The organism is Streptomyces sp. NPDC058646, from assembly GCF_042716875.1.
Classification (GTDB): domain Bacteria; phylum Actinomycetota; class Actinomycetes; order Streptomycetales; family Streptomycetaceae; genus Streptomyces.
Map to the genome: position 1 here is coordinate 1 of NZ_JBHXRK010000058.1, position 15,531 is coordinate 15,531.

Here is a 15,531-nt window from a genome sequence, read left to right on the forward strand (position 1 = left end):
GCACGATCGCCCCCGTGAAGCCGAGCATCGAGACGAAGCCCGCGATCACCGGCAGCGACAGCCACCCGTCGAACAGTCCGTCCAGGATGCCGTCGAAGACGCCTTCGAGCACCCCGTCGAACACCAGCGAGGTAGCGAGCAGCACGACTCCCCCGATGCCGAGACCCAGAAATAATCCCATGGGCACCTCCCCGTCTCACTGCTACTTTCCCGCTGGACAGCACCAGGTTGGCAGGAGATCCCGGGCCCGCACATTGCCTGTGGTCGGCAATCTTTACGCTTCTTTGACGCATGTGGTGGAGGCGTCGAAGGTCGAAGCCCGCTTGTCAGCTGGCCGCAGCGCCGTGCAGAGAGTGGTAGCCGGTGGGGCGCGTGGATTCCTGGTACAAGGCATCCTGGGGCCGTGTCGAATCCCCTGCACCCTCAACTTCCCCTATCCGCTGGTCAGATGGTTGTCTGTGGCGATGACGGCCTTGCCCGTCGGCTGGCCGCCGAGCTGTGTGACGTGTACCGGGAGCGTGTGACGCTCGTGGTGCCGGCGGGCGCGCACACGCCGCACGAGGCTGTCGGCCGGTGGACCGTACGGAGCCTCGGCCTGCGCGGGCGTGTACCCGGCAGCCGGCGGGCGGGACGGTCCTCGCCACCGCCCGCCGGCAGCCGGGATCTGCGTGTCGTGGAGGCGGCGGAGCCGGATGAAGAGGCGCTGATCACGGCGGGGGTGGCGCGGGCGGCCGCGCTGGCGCTCGTGTACGAGGACGACGACACGAACGTACGGGCCGCGCTCGTGGCTCGTCGGCTCAATCCGAGGCTGCGGCTGGTCATCCGCCTCTACAACCGCAAGCTCGGTCAGCACCTGGAGGAGCTGCTGGACCAGGCGGCGGTCGTCGCCGAGCCGGGTATCGACTTGCGCGAGCTGGACTCCTCGACGACCGTCCTCTCGGATGCGGACACCGCCGCGCCGGCGCTCGCTGCCAGCGCGGTCGCCGGGACCAGCAAGGTCATCCAGGCGGACGGCCTGCTGCTGCGTGCGGTGGAGCGTACGCCTCCGAGGCGGGGCCAGCTCGCCGACGCAGGCCTGTGCACCCTGGCACTGTTGTCGGCGACCGCCGCCGATCCGGCCGGAAGCGAAGGTTCGGACCGCAGCGGTGGCCAAGGGCCGCAACTGCTGCCCGACGACCAGGCAGTGGCCGCCGCGACCGGCCGCGGCATCGTGGCGCTCGAGGCGATGACGCATGCGCGTTCGCCCGTGCCAAGGCGTCGCCTGGCCCCGGCGTCGCTGCCGGTGGCCTCGCTCTTCTCGCGGCGGCTGCGCTGGTCACTGGCCGGCATCGTGGCCGCGGTAACGGGCCTGGCGGTGGCGTCCTGGCTCACCACCGGCGACCACCCCCTGCACGCCGCGTACATCACCCTGCTCGACATTTTTGCGATCAACGATCCGGCGGTGGACGAGGCTCCTGAGCGCAAGACGCTGCAGATCCTGGCGGGCTTTGTCGGCCTGCTGCTCCTGCCGGTGCTGGTGGCCGCCGCGCTGGAGGGCCTGGGGGCGTTCCGCAGCGCGACGGCGCTGCGCCGTCCACCCCGTCGGCTGTCCGGTCACGTGGTCCTACTGGGGCTCGGCAAGATCGGGGCCCGGGTCCTGGCCCGGCTGCGGGAGCTGGAGATCCCGGTGGTGTGCGTCGAGTCCGACCCCGAGGCCCGCGGTCTCGCGCTGGCCCGCCGCATGAGGATGCCCGTCGTCCTGGGGGACGTCACCGAGGAGGGCGTGCTGGAGGCAGCCCGGATCCACCGCGCCCACGCGCTGTTGGCCCTCACCAGTGTCGACTCCACCAACCTGGAGGCAGCCCTGTACGCGCGCGCGGTCAAACCGGACCTCCGGGTTGTCATGCGGCTGTAGGACGACTTCGCCACCGCCGTCTACCGCACGCTGCGCGCCGCGCACCCGGCCGCTCTCACCCGCAGCCGCAGCGTCACCCATCTCGCCGCGCCCGCCTTCGCCGGCGCCATGATGGGTCGGCAGATCCTCGGAGCCATCCCTGTGGAGCGGCGCGTGCTGCTCTTCGCCGCCCTGGACGTCACCGGACACCCGCAGCTGGAAGGCCGGACCGTCGCCGAATCCTTCCGCCCGGGCTCATGGCGGGTGATCGCCCTGGATACCGCTTCGCCGGAGGAACGGCTACCTGACCTGGCGTCCACACCCGGCGAAGCGACCGAGCCCCACGCCCGGCTGGTGTGGGACCTCCACCCGGGCTACGTCCTCAGGGCTCAGGACCGGGTCGTACTCGCCGCTACACGCCGGGGGCTGGCCGAGCTCCTCGGCCGACGGGACGTCCACGTCTCGGGCTCCTGATCCGGAGCGCCCGGCGGCGGCAGAATGGGCTCTATTAGGCACCGTACTGACCTGCCGCTGGACTGGCACGTGATCGGAAACGACGCTGGTCACCAGCATGCCGGGGTCCCGTTCGCGTCATTTTGGGCGGTCTCACCGATTCCTAATGCGTTCTGTCAAGCCGCGAGGGCCGTCGGCGGCGTGAGCTCGTAGCACCGTCCGTCGCGTAGGAGGGCCCAGAGGACGTTGACGCGGCGACGGGCGAGGGCGAGGACGGTTTGGGTATGGCGCTTTCCCTCGGCGCGTTTGCGGTCGTAGAACCGGCGGGATTCCTCAGACCTTCGGATGCTGAACAGTGCGGAGGTGTAGAGCACACGCTGAAGCCGTCGGTTGTATCGCTGGGGGCGTCGCAGGTTGCCGCTGATCTTGCCGGAGTCGCGCGGGACCGGGGCGACGCCGCCGAAGGCGGCGAGGCGGTCGGGAGTGCCGAAGACGGTCATGTCGCCGCCGGTGGCGGCCAGGAACTCGGCGCCGAGGGTGGTGCCCAGGCCGGGCATGCTGGTGATCACGTCGAAGTGGCGGTGGTCGCGAAACCGGGCTTCGATGAGCTTGTCGAGTTCGGCGACCTGCTCGTTGAGGGCCATCACCTCCTTCGCGAGTGTGTGCACCATCTGGGCGGTGAGCTTCTCCCCGGGCAGGCTGGTGTGCTGGCGTTCGGCGGCCTCGACCGCGGTCGCGGCGAGCTGATCGGCTCGGAGAACCTTGCGGTTTCGCAGCCAGGTCTCCAGGCGCTTGGCGCCCAGCCGGCGGATCGCCGCCGGGGTCTGGTAGCCGGTCAGCAGCGTCAGTGGGCCCTTGTTGGTGAGGTCCAGGGCCCGTTCCAGGCCTGGGAAGATCCCGGTGAGCTGGGCCCTCAGCCGGTTGACGGTGCGGGTGCGGTCGGCGACGAGGTCCATGCGCCGGCCGGTGCGGATCTTGAGGTCGGTCACGGTTTCGTCGCCTGCGCGTAAGGGGTGCAGGTCGCGGCGGATGCGGACCTGGGCGGCGATGACGGCGGCGTCCTTGGCGTCGGTCTTGCCCTCGCCGCGGTAGCTCTCGGAGGCGCGGTGGATCGCCCGGCCGGAGATGTAGTGCACCGGCTGGTCGTGGTTGAGGAGGATCGTTATGGCCAGGGCGGCTCCGCCGTCGGCCAGGTCGATTCCCCAGGTCACCTCTTCCCCAAGGGCCAGGACGTCGGTGAGGAGTGCGAGGAGTTCGGGCTCGTCGTTGGCGACTCGCCGGGACAGCAGCCGGTGGCCGCTCTCGTCGATCGCGACGCAGTGATGATGGGTCTTGCCTGCGTCGATGCCGGCCCAGATCGCGGCCATGTGGTGCCTCCGTGCGGTGGGGTGTGCTGGTGCCTCCCGACGGACGACCTCGCTGTCGATTCCCTACGGAGCGATCATTCGCAGTTATTGGCAGCCGAGTCGTCGTGGGGCGTCGGGCGGCCAATCGATGGAAGCCACAAGCGGCAGAACCTTGAGAGCCACACCCGACACCCCTGGGTGGGAGAACCATACGAAGGGCTCGCCCTGTCCCGCAGACAACGTAGGGAACCTTGAGCGGAGCTCCTTACAAGCCCCGGTGACCTGAGTCAGTCGAAGAGAGCAACGAGCCCATTCACCCAGATCGCGAGGAACACAAGGGCCGCCACCAGGCAGCCGACGCCCACCAGCACACCGCCGGCCGTCCACGGCTCGGAGGGCGCCTCGTACCCCCCTTCCAGGTCGTCGTCCCGGTAGGAAGCGGGGTCGTCCCAGTCGACAGGGTGCCCCAACTGCGTGGCGCAGGCGGTCCGCACCGCGACGAGCTGCCCCTCCGCGAAAGCGGTGGCGGCCTTCGCCTCGGCGCCCTGCCAGACGAGTGCCTTCATCCGCCACCCGGGAGACCCGTACCGCGCCTCGAAGGCAGCGGTCTCGTCGGCGTTCCGGTCCTCTTCGAGGTACATCCAGCGTCCAGCCTCGGCGGTGTCACCGTAGAGCCGGTACACCTCGGCCAGACGACGGCGGAGCGTCAGGTCGTGCGGGAAGGACGAAATGAGACCGCGCAGGCGCTGGCGCGCGAGGGGAACCCGGCCGGCGGCCAGGTCTGCATCGACTCGGGCAAGGGTCTCTCTCAGGGGCATGAACGCATGATCGGGTAACGCACTGATGTACGTCGACCTGGTTTCGCGGCTCAGTATTCGCTCGCTCCTAACAGCATCGGCTGAACCTCACGTGAGACGGGACACCGCCAATGAGGGGACAGCCCTCAGCGACAGAAGGCGACTCTCGTGTGGTCCGATGCTTTACCCGGGCGCGGGTGGCCGACGGCTGCATCGTTGGATGTTCGTTCGTTGCGCACTGGCTGGCGTCATCGGTGACTGGGCTCTGCCGATGCGCCTCGAACTCCGCAGCTGAGCTTGCACGGAGGCACCTCGGCGACTGCGTTCGCGTTCACGGTGTCGTCGTACATGAAGGGATTCCGAGTGCCAGGTACGACCGCATCCGGCGTGCAACGGGAGTGTCGCCGTCACCCCGCTTCATGACCAGGCAGAAGGTCGTCTACTTGGTGAGTCGAGCGGCCCGGATGAGGCAGACGATGGATGCGGCGTTCAACATGGCGCTGGCCGCCGTGCAGCTGGTGACGGCAGTGGGGGCCGCGTGCAGGATGCGGGGAAGGGTGTTGAGTGGCGCCGTGGCATACAGGCAGAGCATGGCCCAGGCGTAAGGGATGGCGGCGGTGCGGACCGGCAGGCCCGGCGGTGCCCAGCCGGCAAGAACGGCCACGGGCACGGGAAGGATGAGGATGGTGGCCGCCACGAGGGCGATCGCCTGGACCAGGTTCGTATTCATCGTCACCTCTGCGCTGTGTCCGGCAGGGGCCTGCAGCGCTAGCGCTCTCGCTCGGGCGCAGGAGTGACCGAGCGGCAAGAGCCGTGGTCCACATCCACGTAGGTGCAGGTTCCTGTCGTGCTCTTGGCCGCGATCAGACTGTGGGCTTTGACCCGCGTGTTTTCCCTTACGGCTGTTGTATGGGGGTACCAGTGCCCCGCAACGACATCTCACGGGTCTGAGTGGTGCCGGCGTTAGCAGATTGAGCTTGCTGCGGGCGTGGGTTCGACACTTGTGAAGCAGATGGTTGTGCCGTCCCCGCTGGTTGAGGTCAGTACAGACGCGAAGGCACTCTCGCGCTTCGGGCGGCGGAGGCCGGGACGACGACCCGTCTGACCCGGGCGGCGGGCCCACGCCACCTGCTCGCCCTCCCGGGCAGCCCGGCACGATGCCCAGGAGCGCGGGTACAGACTCGGGGGTGAAGGCGGAGGGATCACTTCGTTCCACCGCCAGTGTGGCGGCCATGGTCGTGGGCGAAGGCTTCGAAGACTTCCCTTGGTGATCCCCGGGTGTGCAGGAAGCGTTCGTCGAGGGTGGCGGCCAGGTCGTCGAGCGCTGCCCGGAGCACGGCGGCGGACAGCCGGACATCGGGGCGGGCTGCTGCGGCCTGGTCCGCAAAGTTCATGGCGCAGGTGATCTGGCGGGCCAGGGAGGTCCGGTCGTCGCCGTCGTGGAAGTAGTAGGACTCTGCGTACTGCTGGAAGTCGACGGAGACCACAGCCACTGCCCCGGCCAGGCCGTCGAGGATGGCCGCGCCCGCGTCGGTGTCGATCTGCTCTCTTGTGGGGTGGGTGCGGGCGAGGTGGGAGAGGCGCAGGGCGAGGGCGCGGCGGCGGGCCAGGGCGGGGTAGATGCCGAGTGTCCATGCCACCGTGGCGCTGAGCAGGGCGAAGCCGACGAGGGCTTCCATGGGGGCGAGGATCCGGAGCCATCCCTCGGCGGGCGCGATGTCGCCGAGCCCGAGGGTGGAGATGTGCACCAGGGATACGTACAGGGCGTCCGCGAATCCCGCGTGATCGGCGGGATGGAGACCGGTGGCGTAGGTGAAGGCTTGCGGCATGTGCGGCCAGTAGATGAGGGTCCACCCCATGACGGCGGTAAAGGCCCAAGCCGTGACCACGATCACCATGGCGAGGGGGCCCGCCAGCCCTGGGGCCCGGCGGCGCCGTGGCAGGAAGGATGCCGGCCGCCACAGAGCCGTCATGATCAGTCGGCTGAGACCGCCGTGGCGCGTGGGGTGCCACAGGGTGTGGAACACGTCCCGCAGGAGCAACAGCACCACGGCCGCGCCCGCAAAGGTGATCACCCAGTTCATGCGGATCTCCCTACCCCGTCACTGGCTTCCCAGCCCCGTGGCCGACCTCCCAGAGGCGTCGCTCCGCAGGCCGCGTTCGCTCAGCAAAACCTCAGATCCGGATAACGATCGCATCACCGGGCCGGGGAACCACACGCCCTCAGCCCGCAGCAGTGATCTGGATCACTAAAGATCCCGTAAAGAGCGTGCTATGAATACGCAACTCCGCTTAGGCACCACCCCTCGCCGCATGCGGAGCGCCGGCACGCACCGGCCAAGCACGAACCAGGAAGGTCTCGCTCCGAGTCCACGGATCGAGACGACCAGGGTCGCCGACCGGACAACGGCGTTCGCTCAAAGCCCGCATCCACAGCCGCCGCACCGCACTGCGCCGGCTCTGCGCCATCGAGGTTTTGCCAGATGTCACTCGACACCATCACCCGCTCCATCGACGATGCCGTAAGCGGCTTCTTCGAGCCCATCGCCAAATGGCTCGGAGACATCGTCTTCTACTCGGTGCCCGTGGCCGGGACACAGCTTCCGCTGATCGTCGCCTGGCTGGTCGTGGCCGGCCTGGTCTTCTCCGGCTGGTTCGGCCTGGTGCAGATACGCAAGTTCCGGCTCGCGATCAACGTGGTGCGCGGCAAGTACGACGAGAAGGGTTCGGCCGGTGAGGTCAACCACTTCCAGGCGCTGACCGCGGCCGTTTCCGGCACCGTCGGCCTCGGCAACATCGCGGGTGTGGCGGTGGCCGTCTCCATCGGTGGCCCGGGCGCCACCTTCTGGATGATCCTCTGCGGCCTGCTGGGCATGGCGACGAAGTTCGTCGAGGTCACCCTCGGCGTGAAGTACCGCGAGGTGCACGCCGACGGCTCTGTCTCCGGCGGCCCGATGCACTACCTGCCCAAGGGCCTGGCCGAGCGCTTCGGCGCCCGCGGCAAGACCCTCGGCAAGATCCTGGCGGTCCTCGCCTCCGCGATGATCCTGTTCTTCGGTCTCTTCGGCGGCAACCTCTTCCAGGTCAACCAGTCCTACGCGCAGCTGGTCTCCGTCACCGGCGGCGAGAGCGGCATGATGGGCTCCTCGGCCGGCGCCCTGTTCTTCGGCATCCTGATCGCCGCGATCGTCGGCATCGTACTCCTCGGCGGCATCCGCTCCATCGCCTCCGTCACCAGCAAGCTCGTCCCCGCCATGGCCGGCATCTACATCGTCGCCTGCCTCGTGGTCATCCTCGTCAACGTTTCCGCCGTGCCGTCCGCGATCTCCTCGATCATCGAGGGTGCCTTCAACCCCGAGGGTGTCGCCGGTGGTGTTCTCGGTGCGCTGATCGTCGGCTTCAAGCGGGCGGCGTTCTCCAACGAGGCCGGTCTCGGCTCCGCGCCGATCGCCCACTCCGCGGTCAAGACCAAGCACCCCGCCAGCGAGGGCCTGGTCGCCCTGCTGGAGCCGTTCATCGACACGGTCGTCATCTGCACTATGACCGCGCTGACGATCGTGATCGCCAACCCGGCGAGCTGGGGCGAGGCCCGCAAGGGCGAGTCCATCGGCGGCGTGACCATCACCTCCGACGCCTTCGGCACGGTCCTGCCCTGGTTCCCGTACATCCTCACCATCGCGGTGATGCTGTTCGCCATCTCCACCGTGCTGACCTGGGGCTACTACTGCATGAAGGCCTGGACCCACCTCTTCGGCCGCAGCAAGGCCAGTGAGCTCACCTTCAAGGTCATGTACACCCTGTTCGCGGTCGCCGGTTCCCTGCTGACCCTGCAGACCCTCATCGACATGGCCGACGCGGTGCTCTTCATGCTCGCCGTCATCAACATCATCGGTCTGTACCTGCTGGCCCCCGTCGTCAAGCGCGAGCTGAACTCCTTCCTCGACTACGTCCGGCGCCGCGACGCCGGCCTGGACACCGAAGCCGACGAGGACGAAGACCAGGAGCCGGTGAAGACCACCGTCTGACCGCCCCCGCGGCCCGGCTCCCGAGCGGGCTCGTACACACCTTGCGCCTTGGTGTGTACGAGCCCGCTCATCTGCGTTTCAGCAGGTGAGAACCCCTCTGGTGGGATCCGGAGACCCGGGATAGGGTGTAAAGAACGCGTCAAGGGGCAGCTGAGCTGCCGGTGGCGCGCGGTGTGCCGGGAAGTCTGGTCGGCGTCTTGGGGCCGTGTGCCCTTTTCCAGCCGACGCCCCGGAAGGCCCGCCCCCATGAGTGACCAGCGCCCGCGTATCGTCTTCGGCCTGATGCCGTGGCCCGAGCGACAGGCCATCGCCTCCTCCCTGCGCACCGAAACCGTCGGCGGCCTGGTCCTCCTCGCCGCCGCCGTCATCGCCCTGATCTGGGCCAACACCCCGTTCAGCGGCGCCTACGAGGCGATACGCGACTTCCACTTCGGGATACCCGCACTCGGCCTGGACCTCTCCGTGGGGCACTGGACCGCCGACGGCCTCCTCGCCGTCTTCTTCCTCGTCGCCGGCATCGAACTCAAACGAGAACTCGTCGTCGGTGAACTGCGCACCCCCGCCACAGCCGCCCTGCCGGTCATCGCCGCGGTCTGCGGGATGGCCGTACCGGCGGCCCTTTACGCGCTGACGGCGGGACTTGGCGGCGGCAGCCTGGACGGCTGGGCCGTCCCCATGGCCACCGACATCGCCTTCGCCCTCGCCGTCCTCGCCGTCATCTCCACGCACCTGCCCTCCGCCCTGCGCGCCTTCCTGCTCACCCTCGCCGTCGTGGACGACCTCGGCGCCATCCTGATCATCGCGATCTTCTTCACCAGCGACCTGAACCTCTGGGCGCTCGGCGGAGCCTTCGCCGGCCTCGCCGTCTTCTACCTCCTCCAGCGCTACCGGGTCCGCGGCTGGTGGTGGTACGTACCCCTCGGCATCGCGATCTGGGCCTTGATGTACAACGGCGGCGTCCACGCCACCGTCGCCGGCGTCGCCATGGGCCTCATCCTGCGCACCACCCGCGACAAGGGCGAGGACGCCTCCCCCGCCGCCCGCGTCGCCCACCTGGTGCACCCCTTCTCCGCGGGTGTCGCCGTTCCGCTCTTCGCCCTCTTCGCGGCAGGCGTCAGCATCTCCGGACCCGCGCTCGCCGCCGTGTTCACCACTCCCGAGCCGCTCGGCGTCGTCATCGGGCTCGTGGTCGGCAAGATCCTCGGCATCTTCCTCGGCACCTACCTCGCCGCCCGATTCACCAAGGCCGAGCTCAACCCCGACCTCGCCTGGGCCGACGTCCTCGGACTGTCCGTCCTGGCCGGAATCGGCTTCACCGTCGCCCTCCTCATCGGCGAACTCGCCTTCCCCGGCCAAGAGGTCGGCGAGCACGTCAAGGCCGCCGTCCTCATCGCCTCCCTCACCGCCGCCGTACTGGCGGCCGTACTGCTCCGCCGCCGCAACACCCTCTACAAGCGCCTGTACGAAGAAGAGAACATCGACGCCGACGCCGACGGCATCCCCGACATCTACCAGCGCACCCCTGCGCCCGCCGGCAACGACTGACGCGAAGGGGAGTGCAGGTGGGCGCAACACTCCTGGGACTGGCGATCGTCATCGCCGCCCTCGTGATCAGGACAGCGGTCACCGAGCTGCGAGAACCGGGGGCAGGGGCGTCGGCAGTGGAGGTTCCTACGGGATTCACGTGCATGGGCGGCCGGGGCGGTGGTGGCCCTTGTCCTCGCCCTGGCCGGCTGGCGGTCGGCCGGAATGTTGGCCCTGCCCTGGGCGTGGCTGGCGGGCGCCTTGGTCGCTTTCACCATCGGAGGACGCGACCCTTCGGACTGACCAACCCGGACGGCGGTCTCGGTCAGATGCCTTCGGCCGCCGCCCAACGTGATGCGCCAGCACATAGAACGCGAGCGGGCATCAGGTCGACAGCCGGCGCGGACTGGCAGGAGCGCCAAGGGTGTCTTCGCATATGTCCGCTCAGCTGTGGCCAGCCCGTGAGCCCAGCATGACCAGGCCCGTGACGAGCGCGGCGAGGCCGATGACCAGCACCGGAAAACCGGGGCCCGGCAGGACGTACAGCAAGGCGCCGACCAGCGTCACAGGAGCACCGGCGACCACGAGGGCGACCGCGAGACGGGATTCCGTGAGGTTGCGCCGCGCCCATGTAAGGGGTCTGCCTCCAGGCATCGCGGTCAACTCTTCGCTCGCGAGTTCACGCGGCGGGAGGTCCATTCGGCGCGCAGGAAGCATGTCGCGGCCACCACCACGAAGCCAATGCCGATACCCATGCAGGCCGTGACGACGCCCGAGGGTGCGTCCATCATGCGGGGGACGGCGTTCAGCGGCATGACGGCATAGAGGCAGAGGAGCGCCCATGCGTAGGGGCGGACGGCCAGCCGCCGCCCCCGAAGCCCGCGCGGCGTCCAGCCGTTGAGCACCGCCAACGCCAGGGGGAGCACGAGCAGTGTGCCTACCGCCAGCGCCATGCCGTGGTACAGCGGATTTCCGTTCATGGACACCTCTCTGATGCGTACGCCCACGATAGACGGCCGCTGAGTGACGCGTTCATGCCGGAGTCCGGCAATGTTCGGCTCTTCGGACTGCCGTCAGAGCCCCGTCAAGATGGCGTAAGGGATACGTAAAGTAGCCGGTGGAGTGCCGGGAAGCCTGGTCGGCGGTAACGGGACACATCTTTTCTCGAATCGGGGGCTTCTGCCATGGTGCTCGTCGCTGTCTTCGGGGTGGCGCTGTTGATCGCGGTGCTCTTCTCCGGGCTCGCCGCCCGCACCGTGCTCTCGACCTCGCTGCTGTTCCTCGTGGGCGGAGCACTGGTCAGTGACGGGTTCCTAGGGCTGGTCCACATCACGGCCGACAGCCCGATTGTGGCCGTCACGGCCGATCTGGCCCTGTTCGCCGTGCTGTTCACCGACGGCATGCACGTCTCCTTCCCGAAGCTGCGGGAGAACTGGAAGAACCCGGCCCGCGCCCTGGGGCTCGGCATGCCGCTGGCCATGGCCGGCATGGCTCTGATCACCCACTACCTCGTCGGGCTGGACTGGACGACCTCCTTCCTGGTGGGTGCGGTACTGGCCCCGACGGACCCGGTGTTCGCCTCGGCCATCGTGGGCCGCAAAGAGGTTCCGGCGAAGCTGCGCCAGCTGCTCAACGTGGAGAGCGGCATCAACGACGGTCTCGCCCTTCCAGTGGTCCTGATCCTCATCGCCGTCGCAGGACCGACCTCCGGCCAGATGCAGGCATCCATCCCGATGATCGGCCTGGAGCTCGGGCTGGGGCTCCTCTTCGGGATCGTCCTCCCACTGGCGGTCACCGCCCTGGTACGGCTGCGACTGCTAGGGGCGGAGCCCAAACTCCAGCCACTGCTGCCCCTGGCGACCGGCATCATCCTGTACGGGCTGTGCCACCTCACCCACGCCAACCCCTACCTGGCCGCCTTCTCCGCCGGCGCCGTCCTGGCCTCCGTGTCGCCCGAGGCGAAGACAGTCTTCGAGCCGCTCGGCGAGGCGCTGGCGGAGCTGGCCAAGTTCGCCGCCCTGCTCGTCTTCGGCGCCCTGCTCACACCGCAGCTCTTCGGCGACCTGTCACTCGGCGGGTACGCGGCCGTGATCCTGGCGATCGTCCTGATCCGCCCGGCCTCGCTGCTCCTGTCGCTGCTGGGTACCCGGCTGGAGCGGCGGGAGAAGCTGGTCGCTGCCTGGTTCGGGCCCAAGGGCTTCGCGTCCGTCGTCTACGGACTGCTGGTCCTTCAGGCCGGCATCCCGCAGGGCGAGGAGGCGTACACCCTCATCGCGATCTGCATCGCCTTCTCGATCATCGCCCACAGCAGCACCGACGTACCGATCGCCCGCCTCTTCCACGTCGACGACCTCGCCGGAATCCCCGCCGCCGGGTCGCCCAGGCCCTCCCACTCGCCGGTCACCACTGACCGGGAGACGAGCCATGTCCAGACGTAAGACGCGTCGCAGCGAGCGGACACACGCCCGACGCCGGCGGCGTCTGCACGCCAAGGGGGTGCTGGCCTTCCTCGGCGGGCTCGGCGGCGTCGCGGCGACCGCCGTCCTGTTCGCCCTACTGCCCGGAACCGTCGCGGACGAGCGCGCCCACGCATCGGCCCGACCCTGCACCACGCCCCATGTGCTCCCTGAAGAGGAATGCGTACGAACCGCCCCCGTCACCGTGATGAAAATCCACATCCAAGGCGGGCGCGGGACCAGCTACTGGGCCAAGGTCGAGGACCAGGCCCACGGCAGAAGGCACGTGGACTTCGACAGCGACGAGCCGCTCCTGCGTCGGCTGCGCGTCGGAGACCAGGTCACCGCGCACGTATGGCGCGGTGAAATCACAGCCGTTTCGGGCCGGGAACTGACGCAGGCGACCGGCGACAGTCCACATGGGGCGCCGCTGTACGACATTGCCGCTGCACTCGCGTGCACCGTGATAGGCGGGCTCGGGCTGACGGCGGCCTGGTGGTGGCTCTGCCGTACCGATAGCTGCTTGGCAGGCCACCCCCGGGAACTGCGGATGGCCGGATGGATCGCCCTCGGTCTGGTCGTGGACACGTTCGCCACCCTGTGGATGCTGCTCTGGCTCGACGGGCCCTACTGGCTCCAGTCGATCATCTGGTCCGCAGCGGCCTTCCCCGTGCTCGCGGCCCTCGCCGTCCAGCACCGCAAGAGGAGCGGAGGAGAGCGGTGAACCGGCACGAGACACGCTCCCAGGTCATCTCAGTGACGGCTTGGTGGGCCATGGCCACTGTGCTCATCTGGGGCATCAGCTTGATTGCGGACCAACCCGCCTCCCCCGTGGCATGCGCGGGCAGCGCCGCTCTGCTGACCGGTCTCGGTGAGATCGGCGACTGGCTGCGCAGGCGCTGGTCCGCAGCCCGGTCGGCAAGGGGACGCCGAGAATCGTGACGGTCGGGCCGAGGTACCGGACTGGCCCAGTGTCCGAGCTCCTACGGCCTCGGCCGAAACGTGTAGCGGTCCCGCGGATCGGCAGTGATTGCCTGGGTGAGGCGGGATGAGGTCCTGCTTTCGGCGGTGCTCCGAAGGCACCGACCGCCCCCTGCCAGGCGGCATGAAACGCGTGTGTCCTCCGCCTGAGGCGGAGGACACACGCTTGTGGCTGCGGAGCTCTCGGTGGCCGGCGCTGAGCTGCCCGGCGAGCTTGTCGTGCACCTCGGCGATGGGATCGTTCCAGCCGATGATGGTGACCTTCTTGCCACGCTGCTGGTAATCGGTCTCAGTGGCGAGAATGGAGAAGGCGTCCCAGCAGGATGGAGTTCACGATTTGCGATGGCGCGTGCTGCTGCATCCGGCAGCACCGTACGGCCTGGAGGAACCACACCCCCTTGTTCATGCCTCGGTGCCGGGCCAGCCCAGCAGGCGGGCGCCGATCACCGCCGTCTGGAGCGTGTAGCGGTTCACCGGGTCGGCCGGGTCGGCGCCGGTGAGGCTGTGGATCCGCTCCAGCCGGTAGGTCAGCGCCCGCACGCTCAGCGACAGCCGGCGTGCGGCCTCGGTCGCCACGCAGCCGCTGTCGAAGTACGCGGTGAGCGTGTCGATGAAGGTTTGGGCGCCACCGCGCCCTTTACGCAGCGGGCCCAGCACGCTGTCCACCAGATCGGCCATCGCCTGCCGGTCCCGCGTCAGGACCGGATAGACAAGCAGATCCGCGGCGTGCAGCACCGGCCCGTCCAAGCCCATCCGCTCCGCCAGCTCGAGGGCGTTGAGCGCCTCCTCATAGGAGTGCACCACGCCGCCGGCACCCGGATGTGAGCGGCCTATGGCGACCTTCCCGCCGTCGGTGGCCGCGTACGCCTGCTTGGCGAAGAAGGCCAAAACGTCCGGCTGGTCGCCCGGGGCCACACAGATCAGCCGTCCGTCCTTGGTGGTCAGCAGGATCTGCCTGCCTGCGAACCGTGTCAGTACCGCCGATTCGATCCCGCGGGCTACCGGGTAGCCGTCGCCGTACGGCTCAGGTCCGCTCGCCACGGCCACCGCGTGCGCCTGGGAGAGACGCAGCCCGAACCGTTCGGCACGCTCCGCCAGCCTTCCAAGATCGCTGCGCCCGTAGAGGAGGTCGTCGATGAACTCGCGACGTGCGGCCTCCTCCTGGCGCACGGCCTGGTGCTGGGCGCGCTCGTAGCCTTCGACGAAGGCGTCTACTGCCTGTTCGGTCACGGCCAGAAGCGGACCTGCCCGCTGGACCGGCACCCGGGTGAGGACCTCCTGGGACACGGCCAGGTGCTCGCGGATCATCACGCGCAGCGTGAGGCCGAGCTCCGCGGCCCGCTCCCCCTCGGCGCGGCGTGCCTCCAGCTCGGAGCGCGTCATCCGGCGCCCGGTGCTGCAGGCGTCGCGCAGGCACTCGGCATACCCCGTCAGCTGGTCTTGCGGTACTTCCCGCTCCGTCACGCACTCCCCCGTTCTGATCGCGTCGGCGAACCCGTTGACGCGCAATCAGGGTGCCATAGGCAGCAAAGGGTCCTTCACCGTCAGCGAATGGCGGGTAAAGACTGCCGGGCGACGGCAATGCGCTGCCGCGAAGCGGCGGAGATGATCAAGGAACGCCCTGTGTCGAGGAGAGCTGCGCCGTGCCCGGCATGCGGTGGTCGCTGCCGCGCGGCAGTTGGACGCGGCAGGCATTGACCAGCGGCCGCCCGCAGCTCCCAGACCGTCGTCGGCCTGTGCTTCGTTCGCAAGCAAGGGCAGTTTGACGGTCTGCAGGGAACAAAGCGTTTTTGAGTTGAACGGGGGCGGTCGTGTCGGGGGACTTCACGCAGGAGTGGGGCAGCGAGAGAGCAAGGGTCGCTGATCAGGCAGCGATGCGGCTCAACAGTGTTCCAGCGGCCGACGGCGGTGGCGGGGGGACGTTCGCGTCGACGCCGGCGCAGAAGAGGTCTGCCGCCAACACCGGGCCTTGACCCCGGATTTTGAACACGTCTATGCGGCTTGGGTCAGGGTAGTTGTTGCTGGTTGGAAGTCGTTCTCGTAGGCGATCGGAGATCGCTGGCCGAGGCGGGAGTG

11 protein-coding genes and 2 pseudogenes are annotated in these 15,531 nt (G+C 68.8%); 5 read left to right on the top strand and 8 right to left on the bottom strand.

Features of this window, described 5'->3' with window-relative positions; genetic code table 11:
• Positions 1 to 181: pseudogene (locus ACFWUZ_RS35520) on the bottom strand (hypothetical protein); the annotation flags it as partial.
• A gap of 267 nt (positions 182 to 448) precedes the next feature.
• On the opposite strand from ACFWUZ_RS35520, the pseudogene ACFWUZ_RS35525 reads away from it, so the two are divergent.
• A pseudogene (locus ACFWUZ_RS35525) lies at positions 449 to 2,347 on the top strand (potassium channel family protein).
• Between the two features lie 155 nt (positions 2,348 to 2,502).
• On the opposite strand, the gene ACFWUZ_RS35530 reads toward ACFWUZ_RS35525, so the two are convergent.
• The 4 genes from ACFWUZ_RS35530 to ACFWUZ_RS35545 all read right to left on the bottom strand — a co-directional run bounded on the left by ACFWUZ_RS35530 (position 2,503) and on the right by ACFWUZ_RS35545 (position 6,553).
• Complete coding sequence (locus ACFWUZ_RS35530) at positions 2,503 to 3,693, bottom strand: IS110 family transposase (RefSeq protein WP_384382141.1); 1,191 nt, start codon at positions 3,691 to 3,693, stop codon at positions 2,503 to 2,505.
• Positions 3,694 to 3,959: 266 nt separating this feature from the next.
• Positions 3,960 to 4,490, bottom strand: coding sequence for a DUF6584 family protein (locus ACFWUZ_RS35535; protein ID WP_384382143.1), 531 nt, complete (start codon positions 4,488 to 4,490; stop codon positions 3,960 to 3,962).
• Positions 4,491 to 4,908: 418 nt separating this feature from the next.
• Positions 4,909 to 5,205, bottom strand: coding sequence for a hypothetical protein (locus tag ACFWUZ_RS35540; protein ID WP_384382145.1), 297 nt, complete (start codon positions 5,203 to 5,205; stop codon positions 4,909 to 4,911).
• A 466-nt stretch (positions 5,206 to 5,671) separates the two neighbouring features.
• Positions 5,672 to 6,553 carry a potassium channel family protein gene (locus ACFWUZ_RS35545; RefSeq protein WP_384382147.1) on the bottom strand — a complete coding sequence of 294 codons (882 nt, stop codon included), beginning with the start codon at positions 6,551 to 6,553 and terminating at the stop codon, positions 5,672 to 5,674.
• Between the two features lie 399 nt (positions 6,554 to 6,952).
• Here ACFWUZ_RS35545 and ACFWUZ_RS35550 point away from each other — a divergent pair, with 399 nt between their 5' ends.
• On the top strand, positions 6,953 to 8,494 hold the full coding sequence (locus ACFWUZ_RS35550) for an alanine/glycine:cation symporter family protein (protein WP_384382149.1): 1,542 nt from the start codon (positions 6,953 to 6,955) through the stop codon (positions 8,492 to 8,494).
• Between the two features lie 246 nt (positions 8,495 to 8,740).
• Positions 8,741 to 10,039 carry a Na+/H+ antiporter NhaA gene (gene nhaA / locus ACFWUZ_RS35555; protein WP_384382151.1) on the top strand — a complete coding sequence of 433 codons (1,299 nt, stop codon included), beginning with the start codon at positions 8,741 to 8,743 and terminating at the stop codon, positions 10,037 to 10,039.
• 423 nt (positions 10,040 to 10,462) lie between these two features.
• Here nhaA and ACFWUZ_RS35560 read toward each other — a convergent pair whose 3' ends face one another.
• Positions 10,463 to 10,585, bottom strand: coding sequence for a hypothetical protein (locus ACFWUZ_RS35560; RefSeq protein WP_384382153.1), 123 nt, complete (start codon positions 10,583 to 10,585; stop codon positions 10,463 to 10,465).
• Between the two features lie 92 nt (positions 10,586 to 10,677).
• Positions 10,678 to 10,998, bottom strand: coding sequence for a hypothetical protein (locus tag ACFWUZ_RS35565; protein ID WP_384382155.1), 321 nt, complete (start codon positions 10,996 to 10,998; stop codon positions 10,678 to 10,680).
• Positions 10,999 to 11,202: 204 nt separating this feature from the next.
• On the opposite strand from ACFWUZ_RS35565, the gene ACFWUZ_RS35570 reads away from it, so the two are divergent.
• Both ACFWUZ_RS35570 and ACFWUZ_RS35575 read left to right on the top strand, forming a co-directional pair.
• Positions 11,203 to 12,456, top strand: coding sequence for a cation:proton antiporter (locus ACFWUZ_RS35570; RefSeq protein WP_384382157.1), 1,254 nt, complete (start codon positions 11,203 to 11,205; stop codon positions 12,454 to 12,456).
• Positions 12,443 to 13,198 (top strand): hypothetical protein, encoded by a 756-nt coding sequence (locus tag ACFWUZ_RS35575; protein ID WP_384382159.1) that lies wholly within the window; start codon positions 12,443 to 12,445, stop codon positions 13,196 to 13,198. Before ACFWUZ_RS35570 ends, ACFWUZ_RS35575 begins: the two co-directional genes overlap by 14 nt.
• A gap of 659 nt (positions 13,199 to 13,857) precedes the next feature.
• Here ACFWUZ_RS35575 and ACFWUZ_RS35580 read toward each other — a convergent pair.
• Complete coding sequence (locus ACFWUZ_RS35580; RefSeq protein ID WP_384382161.1) at positions 13,858 to 14,919, bottom strand: PucR family transcriptional regulator; 1,062 nt, start codon at positions 14,917 to 14,919, stop codon at positions 13,858 to 13,860.
• Positions 14,920 to 15,531 lie beyond the last annotated feature (612 nt).